The sequence below is a fragment of the Methylobacterium phyllostachyos genome, from assembly GCF_900103445.1.
Classification (GTDB): Bacteria; Pseudomonadota; Alphaproteobacteria; order Rhizobiales; family Beijerinckiaceae; genus Methylobacterium; species Methylobacterium phyllostachyos.
On the sequence record NZ_FNHS01000002.1, the window covers coordinates 429,853 to 453,670 of the forward strand.

Annotated in this window: 17 protein-coding genes and 2 pseudogenes; 6 read left to right on the forward strand and 13 right to left on the reverse strand. The window is 71.0% G+C overall.

Annotation, left to right across the window (positions count from 1 at the left end):
* The first annotated feature begins 21 nt into the window (after positions 1–21).
* The 6 genes from BLQ49_RS04790 to BLQ49_RS04815 all read left to right on the forward strand — a co-directional run bounded on the left by BLQ49_RS04790 (position 22) and on the right by BLQ49_RS04815 (position 9,128).
* A complete protein-coding gene (locus BLQ49_RS04790) occupies positions 22–1,146 on the forward strand; it encodes a sensor histidine kinase (protein WP_091713734.1) in 1,125 nt (374 codons plus the stop codon).
* Positions 1,130–1,555 carry a response regulator gene (locus BLQ49_RS04795; protein WP_043759363.1) on the forward strand — a complete coding sequence of 142 codons (426 nt, stop codon included), beginning with the start codon at positions 1,130–1,132 and terminating at the stop codon, positions 1,553–1,555. The genes BLQ49_RS04790 and BLQ49_RS04795 overlap by 17 nt, the downstream gene beginning before the upstream one ends.
* 8 nt (positions 1,556–1,563) lie before the next feature.
* On the forward strand, positions 1,564–2,841 hold the full coding sequence (locus BLQ49_RS04800) for a hybrid sensor histidine kinase/response regulator (RefSeq protein WP_091713736.1): 1,278 nt from the start codon (positions 1,564–1,566) through the stop codon (positions 2,839–2,841).
* Positions 2,842–2,911: 70 nt separating this feature from the next.
* Entirely contained in the window at positions 2,912–3,916 is a 1,005-nt protein-coding gene (locus tag BLQ49_RS04805) for an HWE histidine kinase domain-containing protein (RefSeq protein WP_244507431.1), read from the forward strand.
* Between the two features lie 209 nt (positions 3,917–4,125).
* Positions 4,126–5,838 carry a sensor histidine kinase gene (locus BLQ49_RS04810; protein WP_091713740.1) on the forward strand — a complete coding sequence of 571 codons (1,713 nt, stop codon included), beginning with the start codon at positions 4,126–4,128 and terminating at the stop codon, positions 5,836–5,838.
* A gap of 113 nt (positions 5,839–5,951) precedes the next feature.
* A complete protein-coding gene (locus BLQ49_RS04815) occupies positions 5,952–9,128 on the forward strand; it encodes a PAS domain S-box protein (RefSeq protein WP_091713742.1) in 3,177 nt (1,058 codons plus the stop codon).
* Positions 9,129–9,195: 67 nt separating this feature from the next.
* Here BLQ49_RS04815 and BLQ49_RS30840 read toward each other — a convergent pair.
* From BLQ49_RS30840 to BLQ49_RS04875, 13 genes and pseudogenes are all read right to left on the reverse strand, one after another.
* A pseudogene (locus BLQ49_RS30840) lies at positions 9,196–10,491 on the reverse strand (ATP-binding protein); the annotation flags it as partial.
* 279 nt (positions 10,492–10,770) lie between these two features.
* Positions 10,771–11,571, reverse strand: a pseudogene (locus BLQ49_RS30845) (PAS domain-containing protein); the annotation flags it as partial.
* 41 nt (positions 11,572–11,612) lie between these two features.
* The gene (locus BLQ49_RS04825) at positions 11,613–12,254 is read right to left on the reverse strand and encodes a chemotaxis protein CheX (protein WP_091713744.1); all 642 of its coding nucleotides are present in this window, start codon (positions 12,252–12,254) and stop codon (positions 11,613–11,615) included.
* Complete coding sequence (locus tag BLQ49_RS04830; RefSeq protein ID WP_091713745.1) at positions 12,251–12,634, reverse strand: response regulator; 384 nt, start codon at positions 12,632–12,634, stop codon at positions 12,251–12,253. The genes BLQ49_RS04825 and BLQ49_RS04830 overlap by 4 nt, the downstream gene beginning before the upstream one ends.
* Before the next feature lie 109 nt (positions 12,635–12,743).
* Complete coding sequence (locus BLQ49_RS04835) at positions 12,744–12,995, reverse strand: hypothetical protein (RefSeq protein ID WP_091713747.1); 252 nt, start codon at positions 12,993–12,995, stop codon at positions 12,744–12,746.
* Complete coding sequence (locus BLQ49_RS04840) at positions 12,992–15,262, reverse strand: chemotaxis protein CheA (RefSeq protein ID WP_091713749.1); 2,271 nt, start codon at positions 15,260–15,262, stop codon at positions 12,992–12,994. The genes BLQ49_RS04835 and BLQ49_RS04840 overlap by 4 nt, the downstream gene beginning before the upstream one ends.
* Positions 15,259–15,657, reverse strand: a complete 399-nt coding sequence (locus BLQ49_RS04845) for a response regulator (RefSeq protein ID WP_091713751.1) — start codon at positions 15,655–15,657, stop codon at positions 15,259–15,261. The genes BLQ49_RS04840 and BLQ49_RS04845 overlap by 4 nt, the downstream gene beginning before the upstream one ends.
* Entirely contained in the window at positions 15,650–16,513 is an 864-nt protein-coding gene (locus tag BLQ49_RS04850) for a CheR family methyltransferase (RefSeq protein WP_091713753.1), read from the reverse strand. The genes BLQ49_RS04845 and BLQ49_RS04850 overlap by 8 nt, the downstream gene beginning before the upstream one ends.
* A gap of 4 nt (positions 16,514–16,517) precedes the next feature.
* Positions 16,518–17,060, reverse strand: coding sequence for a HEAT repeat domain-containing protein (locus BLQ49_RS04855; protein WP_091713755.1), 543 nt, complete (start codon positions 17,058–17,060; stop codon positions 16,518–16,520).
* Positions 17,060–18,166, reverse strand: a complete 1,107-nt coding sequence (gene cheB / locus BLQ49_RS04860) for a chemotaxis-specific protein-glutamate methyltransferase CheB (RefSeq protein ID WP_091713758.1) — start codon at positions 18,164–18,166, stop codon at positions 17,060–17,062. The genes BLQ49_RS04855 and cheB overlap by 1 nt, the downstream gene beginning before the upstream one ends.
* Positions 18,163–19,641: a chemotaxis protein CheW gene (locus BLQ49_RS04865; RefSeq protein ID WP_091713761.1), complete on the reverse strand. Its 1,479-nt coding sequence runs from the start codon at positions 19,639–19,641 to the stop codon at positions 18,163–18,165. Before BLQ49_RS04865 ends, cheB begins: the two co-directional genes overlap by 4 nt.
* A complete protein-coding gene (locus tag BLQ49_RS04870; protein ID WP_091713763.1) occupies positions 19,634–21,559 on the reverse strand; it encodes a methyl-accepting chemotaxis protein in 1,926 nt (641 codons plus the stop codon). Before BLQ49_RS04870 ends, BLQ49_RS04865 begins: the two co-directional genes overlap by 8 nt.
* Positions 21,560–22,258: 699 nt before the next feature.
* On the reverse strand, positions 22,259–23,815 hold the full coding sequence (locus BLQ49_RS04875) for a carbohydrate porin (RefSeq protein WP_244507432.1): 1,557 nt from the start codon (positions 23,813–23,815) through the stop codon (positions 22,259–22,261).
* Positions 23,816–23,818 lie beyond the last annotated feature (3 nt).

Here is a 23,818-nt window from a genome sequence, read left to right on the forward strand (position 1 = left end):
GAAATCGAGGGGGGCGTTCGCTTGGAGCGAGCCGCGAACCTGACCAGCGACGACTTCCGCGCCCTCGCCGACGCGCTGCCCCAGATGGCCTGGGTCGCCGAGCCGAGCGGCGAGATCATCTGGTACAATCGTCGCTGGTACGACTACACCGGCACCACCCTCGAACAGATGCGAGGTTGGGGCTGGCGCGACGTCCACCACCCCGACCACGTCGAGCGCGTCGTGGAACGCATCAGCGAGGCTTTCCGCACCGGCGAGCCATGGAAGGATACCTTCCCGCTTCGCGGCGCCGACGGCGAATACCGCTGGTTCCTGTCGCTGGCGCAGCCCCATCGCGGGCCGGACGGCGCCATCCTGCGCTGGTTCGGGACCAACACCGACATCACCGAGCGCAAAGGCCTGGAACGCCGGCTCGCCCGTCACGCCACCGACCTGCGCCGATCCAACGAGGAGCTGGAGCAGTTCGCCTACGTCGCCTCCCACGACCTCAAGGCGCCGCTGCGCGGCATCGAGAACCTCGTCGGATGGATCGAGGAGGATCTCGAAGGCTCGCTGACCGGCGACGTCCAGACCAACATGGAGTTGCTCAAGAGCCGGGTGCGGCGGCTCGACAGCCTGCTCGACGACCTCCTGGCCTATTCCAGGGCGGGACGGGCCGACGCGACGATGGACACGCTCGACACGAAGGCGCTCGTCGAGGAACTCGCCGTGCTGGTCAGCCCGCCCGCAGGCTTCGCCATTACGGCCGATGCGTCCCTGCCGACGTTACAGGCGGCCCGGGCCCCACTGACCCAAGCCTTGCAGAACCTGATCGGCAACGCCATCAAGCACCACGACCGGCCGGCCGAGGGTCATATCTCGGTCGCGGCGAGGCCGGCGGGGGACGCGTTCGAGTTCGTTGTGACCGACGACGGGCCGGGCATCCCCGAGCAGTTCCGCGAGCGCGTCTTCGGCATGTTCCAGACGCTCAAGCCCCGCGACGAGGTCGAGGGCAGCGGCATGGGGCTGGCCATCGTGCGCAAGCTCGTCGACCGGCTGGGCGGCAAGGTCTGGCTTTTCGACGGGCCCGACGGACGCGGGCTGGCGGCGCACTTTACATGGCCGCGCGACGGCCGGAAGGGACAGGCGGATGGGCTCGACGGTTAACATCCTGCTGGTCGACGACGACGAGGTCGACGTCCAGGGGCTCAAGCGCGCCTTCAAGAAAAGCAAGATCGGCAACCCGATCACCGTCGCCCGCGACGGCATCGAGGCCCTGGAGATCCTGCGCGGTGAGAACGGGCGCGAGCGCCTGCCCAAACCGCACCTGATCCTGCTTGACTTGAACATGCCGCGCATGAACGGCATCGAGTTCCTGGAGGCGGTCCGCGCCGACGAGGACCTGCGCTCGGCGGTGGTGTTCATGATCACCACGTCGAAGGCCGACGAGGACCGAATGCGAGCCTACGGCCACAACGTCGCCGGGTACATCGTCAAGCGCGACCCGGCCAACACCTTCATGGAAGCGGTGGCGCTGCTGGAGCACTACTGGAAGGTGGTCGAGTTTCCTGCATAGTCCCCATCGTGACGAACCCGACCCGCATCCTGCTGATCGACGACGACGCGGTCGACCGCGCGGCCGTGCGGCGGGCTCTCGCCAAGTCCGGCCTCGCCCACACCCTGACCGAGGCGGCCGGCGGCGAGGATGGCGAGCGCCTCGCCTCCGAGGATACGTTCGACTGTATCCTGCTCGACTATCGCTTGCCGGGTGTCGACACGTTCGCGCTCCTGAAGACCCTGCTGGCGGCCGAGGGTGAGGCTCGGGCGGTCCTGATGCTGACCGGCGAGGCCGACCCGGACCTGGCGACGCGGCTGATGCGGGCCGGCGCACTGGACTACCTCGACAAGGCCGAGGTCACGCCCTCCGGCCTGGCCCGCGCGATCCGCTACGCCGCGGCCAGGCAGGCCTTCCAGGCCGAGCTCGCCACGGCACGGCGCGAGGCGGAGGCGAAGTCGCTCGAACTCGACACGCTGAACCGGCAGAAGTCGCTGCTGTTCTCGATCATCGGCCACGATCTGCGCAACCCGTTCCAGGCGCTGCTCGGCCTGTCCGAGGTGCTGGGCAAGGCCGTGGCGGCTCGCGATCCCGCCTCCATCGAGCGCAGGTCGAAGGGCATCCACGAGGCGGCGACGCAGGCCTACGCCCTGCTGGAGAGCCTGTTCTCCTGGGCCAGCGTGCAAATGGATACCCTGGCGGTGACCCTCCGTCCTCTGGATCTCGATGGGGTCGCCGCCGATGTCGTCTCGGGTACGGGCGAGGCAGCGGCTGACAAGGGACTCAGGCTCTCGACGGATACGGGCGGCCTCAAGGTCCTCGGCCAACGCGACATGCTCGCCACGGTGCTGCGCAACCTCGTCAGCAACGCGGTGAAATTCACGCTGCCGGGCGGGGCGGTCGAGATCACCGCGAAACCCGTCACTCAGGGCGTCGAGATCTCGGTCGCGGACAGCGGCCTCGGCATGCCACCCGGTCGCGTCGCCGACCTGTTCCGACTTGACCGTCGCGTCACCACCAACGGCACGGCCGGCGAACGCGGCAGCGGGTTGGGACTGTTGCTGTGCCGCGATCTCGTCGAACGACTGGGAGGGCGCCTCGACGTGCGAAGTGTCCCCGGCCGCGGGACGACCTTCAGCTTCATCCTGCCCGCATCGCCCGCGGCAGCGTGCACTTCCGGCGAAGGGCGGCCGGAACCCAGTCCGGGCGTGACCGTCGATGCGCCTATGTCCAGCGACGGGAACGCCCGCGACGTTTCCCCACCCCGCAACCCTGGCCGCAACCGCCAAACGCCTGGCGAGTTTTGATCCTCGTCGTCTGACCCGCTCCGCCGCGGGTTCCGGTTTCTACCCCCGGAGCGTACGTTGGGAGCAAGGCTTGTCACAATTTGGGGATATCAGGCTTGACGGGGTCGACCTGCGGCTACTCCGGGCCGCCGTCGAGGCAGCCGGGGAAGCCATCCTCATCACCACCGCCGACCTCGACGAGCCCGGCCCCGTGATCGTCTATGCGAATCCGGCCTTTTCCCGGCTTTCCGGATACGGCTTCGACGAGGTCGTCGGACATTCCCCGCGGTTCCTGCAAGGTCCCGCGACCGAACGTGGCCCCCTCGACGCGGCCCGCCGCTCCCTGGTGGCTGGCGATGCGTTCCAGGGCGAGGCGCTCAACTACCGCAAGGACGGCTCCACCTACCGGGTGGAGTGGCTGATCACCCCGGTCCGGGACGCGGACGGTCGGATCACCAACTGGGTGTCGGCCCAGCGCGACGTTACCGAGAGACGGGCGTTCGAGGACCGCCAGACGATGATGGTGCGCGAACTGCACCACCGAGTGAAGAATACCCTTGCGACGGTCCAGGCCGTGCTGAATGCGACCTTGCGCTCGGCAATGTCGCCGTCCGAGTTCTTCGACGCCTTCACCGGGCGGATCGTCTCCCTCGCCCGGACGCACGCCCTCATCACCGAGGACCAGGCCCAGGCCGCCTCCTTCGAGGGGCTGCTACGGGCCGAACTCGACCCGTACTCCGAGGATGGCCGGGTGACGCTCATGGGACCCAGTCTCAGGCTGCCGTCCGAGCTCGCTGTACCTGTGAGCATGGCCTTGCACGAGTTGACCACGAACGCCCTCCGGCATGGAGCCTTGGGGCATCCGGGCGGACGCGTCGTCGTGACTTGGGGTCTGGAGGACGACCCGGGCGGACAGGCGTTGGCTTGGACCTGGAACGAACACGACGGGCCGCCGCCTGCGCTGCCGACGCGTGAGGGATTCGGATCGCGCCTCCTGAACAAGATCCTGACCGCCCAGACGGCGGCGGAGGTCAACTTCGCCCACGATACCGACGGCTTACGGATCGGTGTCCGCGTCCCCTTGCGGCGGGGGTGACCCCTTCCGACGCCGGGAAGCGGGCTCGGAAAGGCGTGGGCACGGCCGGTCGGTCGCAGCCTCCTGCGTACGATCCTGACGGTCTTGCCGGATGACGCCAGCGGCATCTTGGCCTATGGAACGCCGGCCGCGACCGTGACGGCGTGCAAAGGCCCGCCGACGCAACCGAAGATGCTCCCGGCAATCATGTTCCCCGCGCGGGTGGCCGCATGTCCCTGACCACCCGCATCGTGCTGCTGGTGTTGCTGGCCCTCGCACCCGCCATCGCGATCCAAGGCTACAACGAGCACGCCCTCCGCGCCGCCCGCGACGAGGCGGTGCGAGCGGACACCACGGCGACGGCGCGCACCGTGGCCGACGATCTCGCCCAGGTCGCCGAGGAGGTCAGGCGGTCACTCGACCTCCTGGCCCGCGACCCGCGCATCCTCGCCTTGGACCCACCGGCCTGCACCGAATACCTTCGCGGCGCCGCCACGGACCTGCCGCAACTCAACCTCCTCGCGCTGACGCGGCCGGACGGCACCGTGGTCTGCAACAGCGTCGGCTCTCCGACGGGGGCATACTCGAATGCCGAACGCGCCTATCACAAGCTCACGTTGTCCCTCGGCCGTTTCGCGATGGGCGGGTACGCCCGGGGCGTCGCGACCGGCAAGGACAGCGTCCATTTCGCCCGCCCCCTCAGGGACGAGGACGGCGCCGTCGTCGGCCTGCTGGTGGCGGCCCTCGACCTGGATTGGTTGTCGCTGCACCTGCAGAAGGATCTGCGCCTCCCCTCCACCACGCTCACGGTCGCGGACCAGGACAAGGTCATCATGATCCGCCGTCCGGACGGACCGCAGTGGGTCGGCAAACCCATTCCGGAGGAACGGCAACGCATCCTGGCGAGCCGGGGCGAGGGCGTGCGCATCGACGTCGGCATCGACGGGCGCGAACGCATCCTGGCCAATGCCACGCCCCGCGGAGCGGCCGCCGGGGCCTGGATCACCGTCGGGCGCGACCGGGACGTCGCCTTCGCCGACGTCGATGCGGCGACCCGGCGCGGGATCACGATGATCGCCTTGGGGGCCGTCCTCGCAATCGCCGCGGCGCTCCTGGCCGGCCGTTTCTTCATCCGCCGCCCCTTCGTCAGGTTGCTCCGGGCATCCGCTGCTTGGCGGGAGGGCGACCTGTCCGTCCGGATAGGCATGACCCGGGACGACGAGTTCGGGCGACTGGGACGCGAGCTCGATGGCATGGCCGGCGCCCTTCAGCGCAACGAGGCGGAACTCCGCGGCGAGATCGCCCGGGGCCGCGAGATGCAGGAACGGCAGGTGACGCTGCTGCACGAGTTGAACCACCGGGTGAAGAACACACTCGCGACCGTCCAGGCCCTGGCCCGCCAAGCGAACCGCGGCGGCGAGGCCCCGGGGGAGCGGTTGGAGGCCCGAATCCTGGCGCTGTCCAAGACGCATGACCTGCTCACCCGGGACGATTGGTCCGGGGCTTCCCTGCGCGAGGTGCTGGAGGGCGAGATCGGCCCCTACCGCGACGGGCCCGACCGGTTCGCGGTCGACGGCCCGGACGTCGACCTCCCGGCCCGGCACGTGCTGTCGCTCGGCATGACGCTGCACGAGCTGGTCACCAACGCCGCCAAGCACGGGGCCCTGTCGGTCCCGAGCGGCACGGTCCGGGTATCCTGGCGGGTGACCGTCGGCGAAAGCGGCGCTCGTCGCCTGTGCCTCGATTGGGTCGAGGCCGGTGGCCCCCCCACGGCGGAACCAGCACGACGGGGCTTCGGCTCGCGGCTGATACGTGCCAACGTGGAGCGCGAGCTCGCCGGGCGCATCGAGGTCGACTTCGCCTCGGACGGCCTGCGCTGCTGGCTCGACGTCCCCCTCGCGGCGCAGCCAGCGATGCTCGCCCCGCACAGCGGGTCCGGGTGAGCCCCGGCGTTCACCGTCGTCTCGCCGAGACGTTGCGGCGATCGGTACGGGATGGCAGAAACCACCGTCGGCCCGACCGACACGGGTAACTCGACCAACACGCCCCTCGAAGCATGACGGACGCCCAGGACCCTGAAAGGCTGGCGGCGCTTGCCGCCTACGGAATTCTCGACACACCGCCCGAACGCGGCTTCGACCGGATCGTCCATCTCGCCCGCAGGCTGTGCCGCGCGCCCGTCGCCCTCGTGAGCCTCGTCGCGGGGGATCGGCAGTGGTTCAAGGCCCGGTCCGGCTTCGAGCCGTGCGAGACCGGCCTCGACGCCTCGGTGTGCCGCCACGCCCTCGCCGAACCAGGCCTCCTGGTCATTCCCGATCTGACGCGCGACCGACGCACGATGGACAACCCGCTGGTGACCGGGGAGCCGCACCTGCGCTTCTATGCCGGCTTCCCGCTGGCCGCGCCCGACGGACGGGTGATCGGCACCCTGTGCGTCCTCGACCACGAGCCCCGGCCCGGGGGCCTGACCTTGGGCGAGGGAGAAGACCTGGAGGCCCTGGCCGAGCAGGTCATGGCGCAACTCGATTTGCGCCGGGCCGTGGCCGAGCGCGACCGCCTCGCGAGGCTGCGCGCGACCGTGGCAAGGACGGTCGCCGCGGTGGGTGTCGCCGGGGGCGACCTCGCCGCCGGCCTCGACGCGGTGCTGGCCGGGTCGATGCTCGCGGTACCGGCCGCGGACGGCGGAGCCATCGAGACCCGAGAGGGGGACGAACTCGTGTACCGGGCCGGGTCGGGCACGCTCGCTCGCCACGTCGGCCTGCGGCTTCCCCTCGACGGCAGCCTGTCCGGCGCAGCGCTCCTGTCGGGCGAGCCCATCCTGTGCGCGGACGCCGCCGCCGACCCGCGGGTCAACCAGGCCGCCCTTCCGACGCTCGGTATGCGCGCCGCCCTGTACGTCCCGATCCGCCGCGGTCGGGAGACAGTCGGCGTCCTCAAGTTGCAATCGTCCCGGGCAGACGCCTTCGCCGCGCATGACCTGGAAATGGCCGTGCTGCTCGCCGAGACCGTTGCGCCGGGTCTCGCGGCGGCCGGCGAGGCCGCGGCCCGCCGGGAAGCCGGGCGTAGCGAGGGTCACTACCGCGCGGTGTTCGAGAGCGCGGTCGACCACGCCATCGTCGTCATGGACCTCGACGGGTGCATCAACGACTGGAACGCGGGCGCCACCCGCATCCTCGGCTGGGAGCCAGACGAGGTCCGCGGCACGCAGGCCGACTTATTCTATACTCCCGAGGACCGGGAGGCCGGCGTACCCGCGCGGGAACTGCGCGAGGCTGCCGCCATCGGCAAGGCGACCGACGAGCGCTGGCACCTGCGAAGGAACGGCGAGCGGTTCTTCGCGTCCGGCGAGATGACCGCCTTGCGTGGCGAGGGCGGTGCGCATATCGGCTTCCTCAAGATCCTTCGCGACCGCACAGACCAGCGTGAGACCGCCTCGCGTCTCCGCGCGAACCAGGAACGCTACCGTCTTGCCGCCAAGGCCACCAACGACGCAATCTGGGACTGGGACCTCGCCACGAACCACGTTTTGTGGAACGAGGCGCTAGCCACCGCCTACGGGCACGGCGAGGGGACGGTGGACCCGACGGGGGACTGGTGGGTGGCCCACATCCACCCCAACGACCGCCCGCGGGTCGAGGCATCGATCCACGCGGTGATCGACGGGGACGAGACCGCCTGGACGGACGAGTACCGCTTCCTGCGGGCCAACGGGACCTACGCCGACGTCCTCGACCGCGGCTACGTCATCCGCGACGCGAACGGTCGCGCGACCCGGATGATCGGTGCCATGCTCGACCTGACCGAGCGCAAGCGGGCAGAGGACGCCCGGCGCGAGAGCGAGCGGCGGTTGTCACTCCAGGAGGAACTGCTCCGGGCCGTCGTGGAGCAGGCCCCGGTGGGCATCTCCATCGCGCATGCCGACGGCACTGCGAGCCTGAACCGGCGTGCTCTTGAGATGCTGGGCCACGGCCTTGGCGAGGGCGGCGACGCGCGGTACGGGGGCTACGGCGCCGTCCACTCGGACGGGCGACCCTACGAGATTCGGGACTACCCGACCATGCGGGCCCTGCGCACGGGCGAGGTCGTTCGGAACGAGCGCATGCTGTACCGCCAGGGCCGGACCAATGACGTCCAACGATGGGATGTATCGAGCTCGCCCGTCACCGGGCCGGACGGCGCCACCGCGGCGGCGGTAACCGTGCTCGTGGACGTCGAGGAGATGCATCGCGCGACCGACGCGGTGCGACTGTCCGAGGCGCGCCTCGCTACGGTGATGGATACGGTTCCAGTGGGCATCCTGCTCGCCGAGGCCCCCTCGGGGCGGATCATCATGGGCAACCGGCGTCTGATCGAAGTGCTTGGCCACGACACGCTGTATTCGCCTGGACACGGGGCCTACGGCGAGTACGTCGCCTTCCACGCTGATGGCCGGCGCGTCGAGGCCGATGAGTATCCGCTGGCCCGGATCTGCGCCGGGGAATGCAACCAGGCCTTCCTGGAGGTCCAGTACGCGCCGCCGGAGGGGACGCGCCGGTGGATCGCGATTTCGGGCGAGGCCATCAAGAACCCGGATGGGGCGACCGTCGGCGCGGTGGTGGCTATGTCGGACGTCGATGCCCGTAAGCAAGCCGAGGCGGACCAGGACATCCTCAACCGCGAACTCTCGCACCGGCTGAAGAACACCCTAGCGTTGGTGCAGTCCATCGCCTCGCAGACCCTGCGCAACGCGCCGAACGTCGAGGCGGCACGCGAGGCGCTGGCATCCCGCCTCATCGCGCTCGGAAAGGCGCACGACATACTGCTCGCCGGACACACCGAAAGTGCGGGCGTCGCCGCCGTCGTCCAGGGTGCGCTCGATCTGCACGCTGACGGGGCCGACCGGTTCCGGGTGTCCGGCCCGAGCCTGCTCGTCGATCCCGCCGCCGCCCTGTCCCTCGCTTTGATGTTGCACGAACTCGCGACGAACGCGGCCAAGTACGGCGCCCTGTCGAACGCGACCGGCTACGTCGAAGTAAAATGGCACGTGGAGCCGTCCGACGACGGCGATTGGTTCAAGCTGGTCTGGCGCGAGTGCGGCGGGCCGCCGGTGGTCGCGCCGACGCGACGCGGGTTCGGTTCTCGACTGATCGAGCGGGGTTTGTCGGGCGCGGTCGGTGGCGATGTCGGACTGGATTTCGACCCCAAGGGGTTGATGTGCACCCTCGCGGCGCCACTAGCTCGCTTCCGAGCCTAATCCTGGTCCAGCGGCTGTAAGCGTGTTTGCAAGATATCGTTCACAACGCCGCCTGCCCGCTTCGCCGTCATGTCTCGATGATCGAACGGATCTTGGTCGCGAGTCCCTCGACCGGGAACGGCTTCGTGATCATCTGCATGCCGGGTTCGAGATGGCCAGCGCCGAAGGCGGCGTTCTCGGCATAACCGGTCATGAACAGCACCTTGAGGTCAGGTCGTGCGGTCCGGGCCTGGTCGGCGAGTTGGCGCCCGTTCAGGCCCGGCAAGCCGACATCGGTGACGAGAAGGTCGATTCGAATGTCCGATTGCAGGATGCGCAGGCCGGCGACCCCGTCCTGGGCCTCCCGCGTCGCGTAGCCGAGCTCTCCGAGCACCTCCACGACGAGGGTGCGGACGGTATCATCGTCCTCCACGACCAGGACCATCTCGCCGTGCTCGGCGCGCGGCGTCTCGCCCCTGGGCATCCCGGTCTCGTCGACCTCGCCGTAGTAGCGGGGAAGGTAGAGTTTGATTGACGTGCCCTCACCGGGCTCCGAGTAAATCTTGACGTTGCCCTCGGACTGCTTGGCGAAGCCGTAGATCATGGACAGGCCGAGCCCCGTGCCCTGCCCGATGGGTTTCGTCGTGAAGAACGGGTCGAACGCCTTGGCGACCACGTCCGGCGGCATGCCGGTCCCGCTATCGGTGACGCAGACGCAGACGTACTGGCCGGCGCGAACGCCGATCTCGCGGGCGACATAGGCGTCGTCGAGGAAACTGTTCGCGGTTTCGATGGTCAACCTGCCTCCGTCCGGCATGGCGTCGCGTGCGTTGATCGCGAGATTGAGGATCGCGTTCTCAAGCTGATTGGGATCGCACAGGGTCAGCCACAGGCCGCCGGCCACGACCACCTCCAGGCGGACCCGCTCCCCCAGCGTGCGGCGGAGGAGGTCGTCCATCGAACCAACCAGCCGGTTCACGTCGACCGGCTTCGCCTCCAGGGGCTGCCGCCGCGAGAAGGCGAGGAGGCGGTGGGTCAGCGCCGCCGCCCGCTGGGCCGAGGCCATGGCCAAACCCGAGTAGCGGCTCAGGTTCTCGGTCCGGCCCTCGTTGATGCGCGTCTGCATCAGGTCCAGCGATCCGACGATGCCGGTCAGCAGGTTGTTGAAGTCGTGCGCGATGCCCCCGGTCAATTGCCCGACCGCCTCCATCTTCTGAGACTGGCGCAACTGCTCCTCGGCCAGCTCCCGCTCGGCGATGGCCTCCTGGACGCGGGCCTCCAGCGTGTCGTTCATCTCGCGCAAGGCGACCTCGGATGCCTTGGTCGCCGTCACGTCGTAGATCACGCCGACATGGCGCAGCTCGGCGGCGTCGTTGTCCCTGACCGCCTCGCCGCGGCGGGCGAGCCAACGCGTCTCCCCCGCGTCCCCGACGGGAACGCGCATCTCGGCATAGGGCAGCTCGCCGGCCTGCCGGAGGCCCGAATCGAGCAGCGGACCGCCTTCGACCAGGAGGGCGTTGACCGAGCTAACGGCCAGCGTCGCGGCCGGGACGACGCCGAGCAGGGCGCAGAACTGGGGGGAGACCTCGACGGTCGCGAAGCCCGGCACGTACTCGAACGTGCCGATCCGGCCGGCGGTCTGGGCGATGCGCAGCCGCTCCTCGACGCGCTTCTGCTCGGTGACGTCCACCAGGGCGCCGGTGAAGCGCATCGGGTTGCCGCCGGCGTCGTAGGCGCAGCGTCCCTGGGCATGGACCCAATGGACGGCGCCATCCGGAGCCTGCAGGCGGTACTCCCTGTCGAAAACCTCCGCGCCGTTGAGGATGCCGGTCACCGCCAGGCGTACCCGCGTGCGGTCCTGGGGATGGATGCGGGTAAAGAATGCCTTCGTCTCGATCCCGTCCGGGCCGGCCTGGGTCCCGATGCCGTTCAGCAGGGCGAAACGGTCGTCGACATGAAGCCGCTTGCCCGGGATGTCCCAGTCCCAAGTGCCGGCGACGCCCGCGGCCGTGAGCGTTATCCTCAGTTGGCGCTGGGCGTCGGCGAGGCGACGTTCGATGGCGGGCAAACGCTCCTGGGCGGCCTCTCCCCGACGGGTGGACGTGACGTCGAATTGGGAGGCGAAGTAGTTCACCAGCTCGCCCGCACCGTCGAAGACAGGGCTGAGGTAGAGCTCGTTCCAGAACGGTGCGCCGTCCTTGCGGTAGTTGAGCAGCTGGACCTTGAGTTCCTTCCGTTCGGCCAATGCGTCCCGGACGAGGGCGATGGCGGCAGGGTCCGTGTCCGGTCCCTGCAGGAAACGGCAGTTGCGTCCCAGTATCTCGCCGGCCGCATAGCCCGTCAGTTCCAGGAATGCGCGGTTCGCGAATACGATGGGATTGTCGGGGAGGCGCGGGTCGGTCACCACCATCGGCTGGCGACTGACCTCAAGGGCCGCGATGAAGGGGGCGGCGCGGCCACGCATCTCGGCCGTCGCCCGGGCCAGGTGTTCGGGAGAAATGGCCGTCACGCTTCCGTCTCGCCGATGGCGCGCTCGACGAAGTCGTCGATCAACACCTTCAGGCTTTCAAGAGACGGCAGGTCCATCAGCATGGCAATGTAGCCGCGGATGTCCCGCTCGCGCACGGAGAAGTTGATGTAGAGGAACAGGACGAGCGCGTCGCCGCCCACGTCGCCCGTCGGCCGGAAGATGCGCTGTCCGTCTCCCCGCATGACCTCCGGCAGCGACATGGTCAGCGTCCGCTGCAGCAGGTTCGCCATCGTGGCGAGGCAGCCGTTCAGGATGACGTTGCCCGTCTCCGTCAGGGCCTCCTCCTCCATCTCGGAGACCTCCTCCGGGGAGAGCTCCTCCCCGGCGACCGCTCGGACGAGCTCGCGACCGTTCTCCTGGGGAAAGATCAGCAGGGCGCGGCCGGCGAAGGCGCCGGTGAAGTCCTGGTGCACCACGACGAGCTCGGACGCCTCGCGTTCGCCGATCATGCGCGCAGCCTGCCCCTGCGAGACGATCTCGACTGACGGCACCGACAGGAGGACCTGGACGCCGATCATCCCGCGCAGGCTCGCGGCGGCCTTGCTAACACCGATGTTCACCAGTTCGGTGAAGGCGTCGCGCTGCAGCTCCGTGAGGTCGACCGTGGCCGCCGTCACGACGCGGCCCGGCGCAACCGGAGCATGGCGCCGGACAGGAAGCCAGAGAGCGCCTCCTCGGTGAGCGGCTTCGGCAGGAACGTCGCATCCACGCTGCGGGCCCGCGCGATGATCTCGTCCTGGATGTTAGCCGAGACCACGGCGATGGGCATTCCGGGGCTCAAGGCACGCAGTTCGGCGGCGAGTTCGAGACCGTCCCTGCCGGGCATGTTGAAGTCGAGCAGCGCCACGTCGACTTGACGCCCGCCGACCACAGCCATCGCGGCGTCGGCGTTCGCGGCCTCCGCGACCTCCCAGTCCGGCTTGACTTGGCGCAGGAGCTTGGCGGCGACGAGGCGTGCGAGCTTGCTGTCGTCGACGATGAGTGCAGTTGTCGTCATGGGGCGATGCTAATGAGGTTGCGCGCGTTGCGGGCGGATGCGTGGCGATGGCGGCATTTATGCGTCGGGACCTCGCCGCGGCATAGCGATATGTTTGGGTAGCGCTGCGTTATCCTGAGCGCGGAGGGGTCAGCCATCGGCCAACGAAGGGGTCGCGGCAGGTACCGCGCATGACGGGACGCAGGCGCAGCAGCACCTGGTAGACCGCAGTGTGCATCCGGGTGCAGGCGGTCCAATCCACCGCCCGGCCCGGATCCCCGAGGATGAGCGAGGCGAGCGTTTCCGCATCCTCGACAGGGCAGTCGCCCTCAAGGCGGATCGTCCCGTTCGTTCCATCGTCCGCCCGCAGCGTCACGGTCATCGGGTTTCCTCGGGCGCTCGCCGGCCGTCCGACGCCGGGTCCGCCAGCAGTGCGGCGGGATCGAGGACGAGCAGGACGCCGCCGTCCCCGAGGACGGTGGTGCCGCCGACGCCGGGCACGCTGCCGACGAGGCCGGCCGGGGGGCGCACCACGGCATCGAGGCGGTCGTCGAGGCGGTCGATCTCCAGCCCGACGGTTTCGTCGGCCGCTCGGACGACGAGGAGCAGCGCCTCCGTCCCGATGCCGGCACCGTACCGATGGTCCAGCAGGTCGGCGAGCCGCAAAACCGGGAGGGTCCGGCCCCTCAGGACGGTCGCGGCGCCCCCGGCGACGGCTTGGATGGCCGATCTCGGGACGCGGACGACCTCGGCCACGGCGTCCATCGCGATCCCGTAGGATTCCTCGCCGATCCCGACGACCAGCAACCGGACCAGGGCGACCGTCCTCGGGAGATGCAGGGCGACCGTCGTGCCCTCGCCCACCCGGCTCTCGACCGAGACCCGTCCCCCCATGCGCTCCGCGGCGACCCTCACGGCATCCATGCCGACCCCCCGGCCCGAGAGGGCACCGACGCTGCCGGCCGTCGAGAAGCCGGCCGCGAAGATGAGGTCGGTGACGGCGGCGTCGTCCATGGCCGACACGGCCTCGCGCGAGCGCAGGCCACGCTCGGCGGCGCGTCGGCGGATGAAGGCCGGATCGATCCCGCGACCATCGTCGGAGACCGACACGATGATGCCGTCGCCGTCCTGTCCGGCCGCGATCTTGATGCGGCCGGACGCGGGCTTCCCGAGGCGCAGGCGGGTCCCCGTGTCCTCAAGCCCGTGATCGACGGCGTTGCGCACGACGTGCAGCAGCGGCTCGAACAGGTTCTCGACGATGCCCTTGTCCGCCTCCGTGCCTTCCCCCTCGAAGTCGATGCGGACCTCCTTGTCGAGGCTACGGGCGGCTTCGCGAACGGGTCGGGCGAAGCGCCGGAAAACCTCGGACAACGGCATGAGCCGAAGGGATACCGCGTCGCGATGCAGCGAGGTCGCGAGACGTCCGATGTCGGCGTCTGCCTCGCGGATCGCCCGGGCCAGCGTGGCCGCGTCCTCGCCCGCCTCGGCACGCGCCGCGAGGCGGCCCAGTGCGTTGCGGGCCACGACGAGCTCGCCGACCCGGCCCACCAGCGCATCGACCCGGACGGCATCGACCCGGAGCGTGCGCGCCGTGCCCGCGCCGTGGGCGCCGGACGCACGTTCGTCGGCGCCGGACGTCTCCCTATCGCTCCCGGGATCGGTCGGGCTCCCTCCGGCCAGCGCCGCCTCGATGGCAGGACCGAGGGACGCGGCCCCTCGTTCCGACGCGTCGCGGCATCGTTCGGCTTCCGCATCCCGGCCAATCGACCGAAGGGCGTTCGCCACGGACCGCGCACAGGCTTCGAGGCGGCCCGGGGCCGTCTCCGGGTCGCCCGAGGCGGCCATCGCCAGGAGTTGTTCCCCGAGGATGGCCGCCACGACCGGGTCCATCGCGGATGCGGATGACGGCCTCGCCGTGCCGGTCGCGGGAACGTCGACGACCGTGACCTGATCGGAAACCAGGCGGAAGGGCGCCTCGACCTCTCGGCGCGGAGCCCCGGCGAGCAGGGTGATGTCGAGGTTGCAGGCATAGGCGTCGAACTCCCCGTCCGGCGGCCAGGGCGTGGCCGGCTCGACCGACACGGCCAGCAGGCCCGGCACCTTCCGGACGAGGCTGAGGGGGTCGTCCCCGGAGAAAAAGCAGTCGCCGCGCGGCCGGTAACGGACCGCCGTAGAAGGGCCCCCGGGCGCTTCCGCCATCGATGCGACCAGGCGGGCCGCCCAGTCGGGAAAGGCCCCCGTTGCCTCCGTCGCGGACTTCCGGTCGGGCGATAGCAGCGACCGGTACCGTTCGGCCAGCGCCGCCGCCTCGCCGCCCGCGGCGTCGGGCAATCGTCCCGTCGCCTCGATGGCGTCGGACCAGCGCGCGGTGGCGTCGAGCGCCTCCAGCGACAGGTCGACCAGCGACGCGTCGACCACCAGGTTCCCGGCACGGGCCGCGGAGAGGCCGTCCTCCGCCGCGTGCAGGAGCGCGAACCATGGCGGGTAGTCGAACAGGCCGACGGAACCCTTCAGCGTGTGGAAGGCCCGGAACACCCGGTTCACGGCCTCCGCGTCGCCGGGCCTGCCTTCCAGGGCCAGCAGGTCCTCCGTCGCGGACTGGACGAGCTCCCGCGTCTCGACCAGGAATTGTTCGAGCAGGTCGTTCACGCCCGCCGTCCCGCGAGCGCCCGGGCATGCGCGACCAGTGCCCCCTCGGGTACCGGCTTCACCAGGTAGAAGTTGGCGCCGGCCACCCGCGCGGCCGCGCGGTCCCCGTCGCCGGCCTCGGTGCTGGTCATGAGGGCCGGGATCGCGCGAACCCCGGGTTCCCGCCCGCGCAGGGCGCGCAGGAAGCTGAGGCCGTCCATCTTCGGCATGTTCACGTCGACGACCAGCAGGTCGTAGGTTGCGGTCAGGACGCGCTCCAGGCCCTCAATGCCATTCAAGGCCTCGTCCACGACGAAGCCGGCCCGCTCCAGGGCGCCGCGATAGTACAGCCGCACGAGGCTCGCGTCCTCGACGAGCAGGACGTGCGGGGGACCTCCGATTCCGGCCTCAGACATGCTCGCCCTCCCGCGGCCTCCGATAGACGATGGCGTCATCGTATCGGCAGACCCTGAACAACGGTGAAATCCGGCTCATGCTCTCGGTGTGGCCGAGGCAGACGAAGCCGCCGGGAACCAGGGCGTCGTAGATGTGGTCCGCCGCGATGCGCCGGGATGCGTCGTCGAAGTAGATCAGCACGTTCCGGCAGAACACGACGTCGAACCGGCCGTGCGCGGCCATGTCCGCCGCGTCCGTCAGGTTGCACGGCGTGAAGCGCACGGAACCGCGCAGGTCGTCGAGGATGCGCCATCCCGGGCCGAGGCGGGTCTCCTCCCGGACGAAGTAGCGGGCGACGAGGTCCGGTCTGAGCCGCATCAGGGCACGTTCGCCGTACAGTCCCTCCTCGGCCGCCGTGAGCGCCCTCGTGTCGATGTCCGAGCCGACGATCTCGATGTCGTAGCGGTCGACCTCCGGCCAGTTCTCCAGGAGCCACATCGCCACCGAGTACGGCTCCTCGCCCGTCGAGCAAGGCATCGACCAGATCCGCACCGTCGAGCCGGCGGCCTTCCGGGAAACAGTCTCCGGGAGCAGGGACGCCGTCAAGCAACGGAGTTGGTGGTCCTCGCGGTAGAAATAGGTCTCGTTGATGGTGAAGGCGTTGATCAGCCGCTCCACCTCGCCGCTCGCGTCGGACCGAAGCCGCGCGAGGTAGACCGCGAACGACCGCGACCCGGTGGCCTGCATGCGCTCGCTCAGGCGCCGGTCCACGAAGTAGCGCTTCGCCGGCGTGAACAGGATGCCGGTGCGGCGGTACAGGAACTCACAGAATCGCGCGAAATCGGCGTCTGTGACCGGCGACGGTGTATCGGACACGCGTTCAGCGCCCCGCGCCGATGCGGGCGAGCACCATGTCGATGGCCATGGGCAGGAACGGCTCGGAGGCGAACCGGGTCCGGGCGGCCCGAAGCGCCGGCAGCGCCGCCGCCGTCCCGGCCTCGGCCAGCACCTCGACCGCGGCGCCGCAGACGTTCGGGTGGGTCTCCCCCTCCAGCAGACGGGCGAGCAACGCGCTCGCGACCTCGGTGGGCTGGGCGCGCGCGACCTCGGTCGCGAGCAGCCGCACGTCCGAGTCCGGATCAACCAGCAGGCCCGGGAGGACCGGGAGGGCCGCGGCGGGCATGGCCTGCAGCGTCTCGATGCAGGCATTGCGCAGCCCGGCATCCTCCGACCGCAGGTGCCGGGCGAGCGCGGTCGCGGCGGATGCGTCCGCGAGGGCCAGGAGCGCCGCGAGGAGGGCTTCGCGCCCGCGCAGGTCCCGCTCCGATCCCAGGGCCGTGCCGAGTTCCTCCGCGGACCGGACGGCCGGCGTGGCGGTTTCCGCCTTCGGCAGTCCGGGTGGGTCGCGGCGGACAAGCGGCATCAGGGCACCATCCTCAGGAGGGCGTCGGCGATGTCTTCGAGCGGGGCGACCACGCTGGCGCCGCCCGCCCGGACCAACTCGCCCGGCATGCCCCAGACGACCGCCGTCTCCTCGCTCTCGGCGATGGTGCGGCCGCCGCGCCCCCGCAGCACGGTCATCGTCTCCGCCCCGTCCCGTCCCATGCCCGTCATCAGGACGCCCACCAGGCGCTCGGGCTGGACGAGGTCGAGCGCGCTGGCCACCAGGCGGTCGACGCTGGGATGCCAGGAGTATTCGGTCCGTGCCGGCACCGGTTGCACGACGAGGCCGGATGGGCGGCGCGCGAGGGTCACGTCGGCATCGCCCTTGCCGACGTAGACGTTGCCCGGGGCCAGCGGCATCGGGCGCGACGCCTCCTGGACCCGAAGGGCGCACAGGCCGTCGAGACGCCGGGCCAGCGGTCCGGTGAAGCTGCCCGGCATGTGCTGGGCGACCACGACCGGCCACGGGAAGTCCGCCGGCAGGCCGGAGAGCAGCGCGTCGAGGGCGGGAGGCCCGCCCGTGGATGTGCCGACCAGCACGATGCCCCCGACCGAGCCCGGCACGGGCGGCTGGACGGTCGACGGTTCGGGCGATGCCGTCCGTGCGGGGCGCCGTGCGGACCGAGGCAAGGGACCGTCCGTCCCGCCGGTCCGGGCGCGGATGCGCTCGGCGAGGCGCAGCGTCGGGCGCAGGCGGGCACGGGCGGCCGCCCGCACCTTCTGCACGATCAGCGGCCCGAGGCGGTCCATCTCCAGCGAGACGGCGCCCCCGGGCTTGGCGACGAAGTCCACCGCGCCGCGGCCCAGCGCGTCCAGGGTGACCTCGGCGCCGACCGCGGTCAGCGACGACACCATCACCACCGGCGTCGGGCGGTCGAGCATGATGCGGTCGAGGCAGCCGAGGCCGTCGAGGCCCGGCATGTTGACGTCGAGGGTGATCACGTCCGGCCTGAAGCGGGCGTGCTCGGCCAGTGCCTCGTCGCCGTCCCGAGCGAAGGCGACCTCGAAGTCCCCTTCCGCCGCGAACACGCCGCCCAGGAGCTTGCGCATCAGGGCGGAGTCGTCGACGACCAGCAGCCGGATCATGCCGGGGCGTCCGACCCCGGCGCCCGGTGGGCGACGGTCTTCGTCGCCGCCCGCACACTGCGCTCCGTCCCGGCCAGGAGGGCCTGCGCGTCCACGATGGGCAGCAGGCCGCCGTCGTCGAGCGTCGCAACGCGGTCGACTGCGTTCCCGGCCTCATCCGAAAGTCCCGGCGTCGGCCGGATGGCCGTCTCTTCCAGCCGCAGCATGCGCGAGACCCCGTCGACGAGCAGGCCGGCGACATTGCCTGCCGCTTCGAGGACGATGATGCGTCGCCGGGGCCCGTCCTCGCCCGGGGGCAAGCCGAAGCGCCGGCGCTGGTCGACGACGGCCAGAACGGTCCCGCGCACGTCGACGGCGCCGGCGACGATGTCGGGCGAACGGGGCAGGCGCGTCATCGTCGCGGGGACCCGCAGCACCTCCCGCACCGATGCCACCGGAACGCCGTAGCTCTCGCCCGCGACGTCGAACACGACGAACTGCTCGGTACGCCCCCCGGTCTCGCCGTTCGATCGCGTTGTGTCGGCGGATCGCGGTGGGTTGGCGGTCACGGTCGTTCCCTCCAGGAGACGGTCGGTCGAGAGGACGGAGACGAGCGTCCCGTCGCCGTCGACGCGGCAGATGGCTTCCACGGCGGTCGCGCGTCCCCGGCCCAAGGCCGCCGGCACGGGGTCCACCGCGTCCGGAGCGAGCCGCAGGATCGGCCCCAGGGCGTCGACGACCAGCCCGACCTCGCTTCCCCCGATCCGCGCGACCACGATGCGCGCGTCCGGACCCGGCCGGGGCGCGACGAGGCCCAGCAGCGTCGGCAGGGCCAGCAACGGCAGTACGCCGCCGCGCCGCGCCACGACGCCGAGCGCCGCCTCGCCGGCCCGGGGTACGGGAACGATGTCGGGCGGCAGCGCGAGCACCTCAGCGACCCGTTCGAGCGGTAGGGCGTAGGACCGGCCGGCGGCGTTGAACGAGACCAGGGCGATGCGCTCCGCGGCGCCGCCGTCGCCACCCCGGGTCGTCCGAAGCCCGGCGAAGGATGCTGCAGGACGGGCCTTGCGTTCGGGGAAAGCCTCGGCGACCAGAGCGGCGAGATCGACGAGGCGGGCTCGCCCCGACCCGACGGACGTGGCGATGCGCCGGCTTCCCGGCTGGTCGTCCCCCCCGCTGGCCCCGGCGCCGCCGGAGAATGCCAGGACGCGGTCGATCATGAGGCCGACGGGCTCGCCCGCTTCCGCCACCACGACGCGGGTCGGTTCGGCGGCGGGCTCCGCGTCGGGCCGCAAGACGCGGCGCAGGTCGAGCACCGGAAGCGCCAGGCCGCGGAGGTTGGCCAAGCCGGCCAATGCGGCGGGGGCGCCGGGCACGCGCGTCAGCCGGGGCGGCCGGATGAGTTCGCGCACGACGCCCAGGTCAAGGGCGAAGTCGTCCGGCCCCAGCGTGAAGACGAGGTAGCGTGCGTCGCCCGTGCCGGCCGCCTCAGGCATCGACGGCCTGCAACTCGTCGGCCAGCGACGCGATCTCCTCGATGCTCGCCGCGAGGTCCTCGGCTCCCCGCGACTGCTGCCGCGCCGCGGTGGCGGCCTCCGCCGAGGCACGGTCAGCCTCCTCCGCGGCGGCGGCGATCTGCTGCGCCCCCTTCAGCCCCTCCCGAGCCGCGATGACGATGGCGTCCGCGCCGGACAGCACGTCGGCGTTGCCGGCCTCCAGCTTCGCGACGTCGTCCCCGACGCCGACGAGCGTGGCGACGAGGCCGCGGTTGCGCTGGACCTCCGTCTCGGACGCGGCGATGACCAACTCCAGGGCCCGGCGGACGGCGGCCACCCCGTCCTGAATGTCCCGCACCGTGTCGCGAATGCGCTCGGCGTTCTCGGCGGCGTCGCGGGCCAGCGCACGGATGTCGTTGGACACCACCGCGAAGCCGCGTCCGCCCTCTCCGGCACGGGCCGCCTCGATGGACCCGCTGACCGCGAGCATGTTCACCTGCACCGCCACGAGGGCGATGGAGCCGACGATCTTGTCGATGCGGCGGTTGCTGCCCTCCAGCTCGCCGATCCGCGCGAGGCATGCGCGGGTCCCGTCGAGCGACCGTTCCACACCGTCAGCGAGGGAGCCCACCGCCGTACGCACGTCGCCCAGGGTCGCCCCGATGCCTGCGACGCTCTCGCGGGCGATGGTGGCGTTCGTGCCGAACACCGCGGCGCTGCGCTCCACCTGCGCCATCGCGGCGCTGGACTGCTGGGCCGCGGCGCTCTGGACGGCGGTCCCGCGGCTGATCTGGTCTATGGCGGCGAGGATCTCGCCGGCCGCGCCGGAGAGCTCCTGAACCGTCGCGGACAGTTCCTCCGCGGCCGAGGCGACCTCCTCGGCGCGGGCCTGCACCGATCCGCTCCCCGTCAGGTCGTCGGCGAGACCGGCGAGGGACTGCGCCGTCGTCTGCGCCTGGTCGAGCGACTGGACCTGCTGCGCCACGGCCTGCTGGGCCTCCCCCGCGGCGGCGGCCTGTTCCTCGGCCGCGGAGGCGATCTGCTCGGCGCCGCGCTGCGCCTCGCGGACGGCGGTCTCGGCCTCGACCGCGGCCGCGAGGATGGCCTGCGCGCCCTCCGACACCGAACCTAGCTCCGAGCGCGCGGTCTCCAGCCTGACGGTGACGCGTCCGCCAGCCTCCGCCTCCGTCGACGCCGCCAGGGCCGCGGCGCGGATGACCTCGCCGACGCCCCGGACCTCGGTGCGGATCGCCTCGGTTAACGTCCGGACCTCGGCAGCGCTCGCCTCGGACGTCTCGGCAAGCGCCCGCACTTCGTCCGCGACGACGGCGAAGCCGCGCCCGTGCTCACCGGCGCGGGCGGCCTCGATGGCGGCGTTCAGCGCCAGCAGGTTGGTCTGGTCGGAGATGTGCTCGACCGTGCCGGTGATCTCGCCGATGCTCGCGGCCCCCCGGTCGAGCTGCTCGATCAGCGACACGGTTGCCGACTGCCGTTCCGAGTTCGCCTGCACCGCGGCGACGGAGGAGACGATCTGGACGCCGGTCTCCGCCAGCAGCGTCTGGAACGCGGCGGTGGACTGCCGTGAGGCGTCCGCCCGCGTCCGGGCCTCGGAAAGGCGCCCGACGATGCCGCCGATGGCACCGAGGGATTCCTGCGCGGCGCCCGCCGCCTCCTCGGCCCCGGCGGCGATCTGCTCCATCGACCGGCGCAGCTCCTCCGCGGCGGACGACGCCTCGGTCACCCCCGCAGCGAGTTCCTCGGTCGCAGCCGCGAGCCGTTCGGCCGCCTTCTGCCGCCGCGCCCGTGACCGCTCGCGGGAACGCCCGGCGGTGGCGGCCGGCGCCGGGACAGGTGCCGACGCGACGACCTCGGCGGGGGCCTCCTGCGGCGAGAGCCGCGTCCTCTTCACCAACGACATCGACGTCTCACCCGCGTTCAACCGTCCTTCCCGCGGGGAGCGAGGCCGAGGATGGTTCGGAAATGGAGTTCGGCTTGTAAGCCGGGACACGGGCCGGTCAAGAACAAGGCTGGGACAACGGGTGGGCACGTGCGTCATCCGTACATTGCACCCGGACGCTGCGTGCCCCCCGCCGACGCTCACGCGGTCCTGACCCTGCCGTCAAAGCGGAGGCATGCACAGCCTCCGACCGGTTTCGGTAGCGTGCCTATCCGTCAACGAGACGTACGCTCGCGATTGGCGGCGGGTGACGTCGAGTTGGTTGGCTGGGTAGTTCTGCAGGCATCCCCGAAACAAATACGGGACTGACGCAGGGCCCGCTCCGGAACGGTGTGCCGTCGCGACGGTCGTCCAGGATCGTCTCTCGGCCATACCCTCGGCGGGTCGTCGGCGCAGGTGATCGTTTAGGCTTACAGCTCGCTCGACCCGACCAAACGCACTGGGCCTGGCCGCCGGTAGCAATCGGTCGGTGCCCCCCCAGGCTCCATGACCCAGCCGTTTGCTCACCGTATCGGAATGGTAGTCCCTGACCTGCGCGATCATGCCAAATGTATGCCCTTGGCGGAACCGTGCGATGGTGGCATCGGTCCTGAGCAAACCCTTCGCGGGTACCGGGCGCACAGTGCCCACCGGTGGGCCATGAGCGACGTTCGGCACCACTTAATAGGTCAGCGTCGCCCGCATGCCGACGACGGTGGCGTCCTTGATCCGCCGCCCGAGCGCGTCGCGTGGATCCGGGATGTTGCCGCCCGGATGGAAGACGTACTGCAGGTTCGGCTGCACCGTCACGCCCGGGGCGAGGACCGCTTGGTACGTCGCCTCGACCAGCGCCTCGAGCCGCCGCCGGGGCATCGCGATGCCTGTCTCCAGGATGGTGTCGCGGTCCGCGCCCCGGGCCGACGGCGAGATGCGCGCGTACGATACCGCCACGCCCGCCGTGTCGTTCGACCGCCCAGGCAGCAACCCACGGTAGCCGATGCCGGCGTCGAGGTAGAAGTCGATCAGGTTGCGGTCGCCCGGCGACGTCACCGCCCGCACGAACGCGCTGGCGCCCTGCCCGGCGTCGTCCGGCTCGCGGTACACGGTCTGGTCGATCATTGCGTAGAGGCCGTCATCGCCTCGGAACCTGCGGGCGACCCCGCTGGTCGAGGGGTCGGCGAGCGAGCGACCGGTGTCGTCGACCCGCAGCGAATCGAACCGGCCGAAATGGTGCCAGCCTCCGAACGTCACCGTCCCGGGTTCGTCCAGGACCTGGCCGGTGCGGGCCCGTTCCTCGACGTTGTAGGCGTAGGCGACCTCGGCGATCAGGAACGCCGGGTCGGACAGGCGGAAGTTCGTGCCGGTGCGGTTCCGCCGCTGCGGGTCCGGGTCGTTCCACGCCCGTGCCGGACCGGCCGGGTCGCCGTCGAACAGACCGACCTGGAACGACAGGTTCGGCGTCGGGAGGTACTTGGCCCGTATCGCCGGGGCGCCGAACGGGTAGGCCGGGCCGCCGCTCGGCAGGTTGGTCCCGGCGATGGTCGGCCAGCCGAACGTCGAGTTGATGAACAGCGTCGCGGTCTGGCTGACCAGGAACTCGGTGTCGGCCGCCACCTGCCCGAGCTTGACCGCCAGTTGCCCGTCGAGAAGCTGCTGCTCGATCCAGAGTTCGTACAAGCGGGTGGACGGCAGCGCCTCCAGTTCGCTGACCACTGCGAGGTCGTTGACGGCGGCCCGGGACAGCCCGGCTCCGTTGATCTGGTAGGCCTCGACCCGGAACGCGGCGCCGTGCCAGCCGGCGAGGCGGTCGAGATCGGCGTCGAGCTGCATGTCGAGCCGCCCGAGTACCGTCGCGGTCCGGCGCGTGCCGCCGCTGGTGTCGCCTAGGATGTCGGCGATGGCGTTGAAGCTGAGGACGACGCCACGGTCGGACAAGAAGCGGCGCAGACCGGTCGGATCGGCCGCGTCACCGAGCACGGACTGGATCGAGGTTGTCGCTACTGCGGACGGCTTGCCCGACACCTCGGGCTGGGCGACGGAGGTGCGCGGGTCGCCGCCGGCGCCGGTGTTCGCGGACTGGGCGACCGCGGCGATGGGTGCGAGGGACAGGGCGAGGGCGACACGGGACGCGCGGGCGTTCGTGGCGTGCCACCGCCGCGCGAGTTCGGTCGAGGGGCTGGACATCTTGCCCGCCGCTCGGAAGCGATGCGTCGCTTCGATGTCCGGTGGGGTGCCCATGCC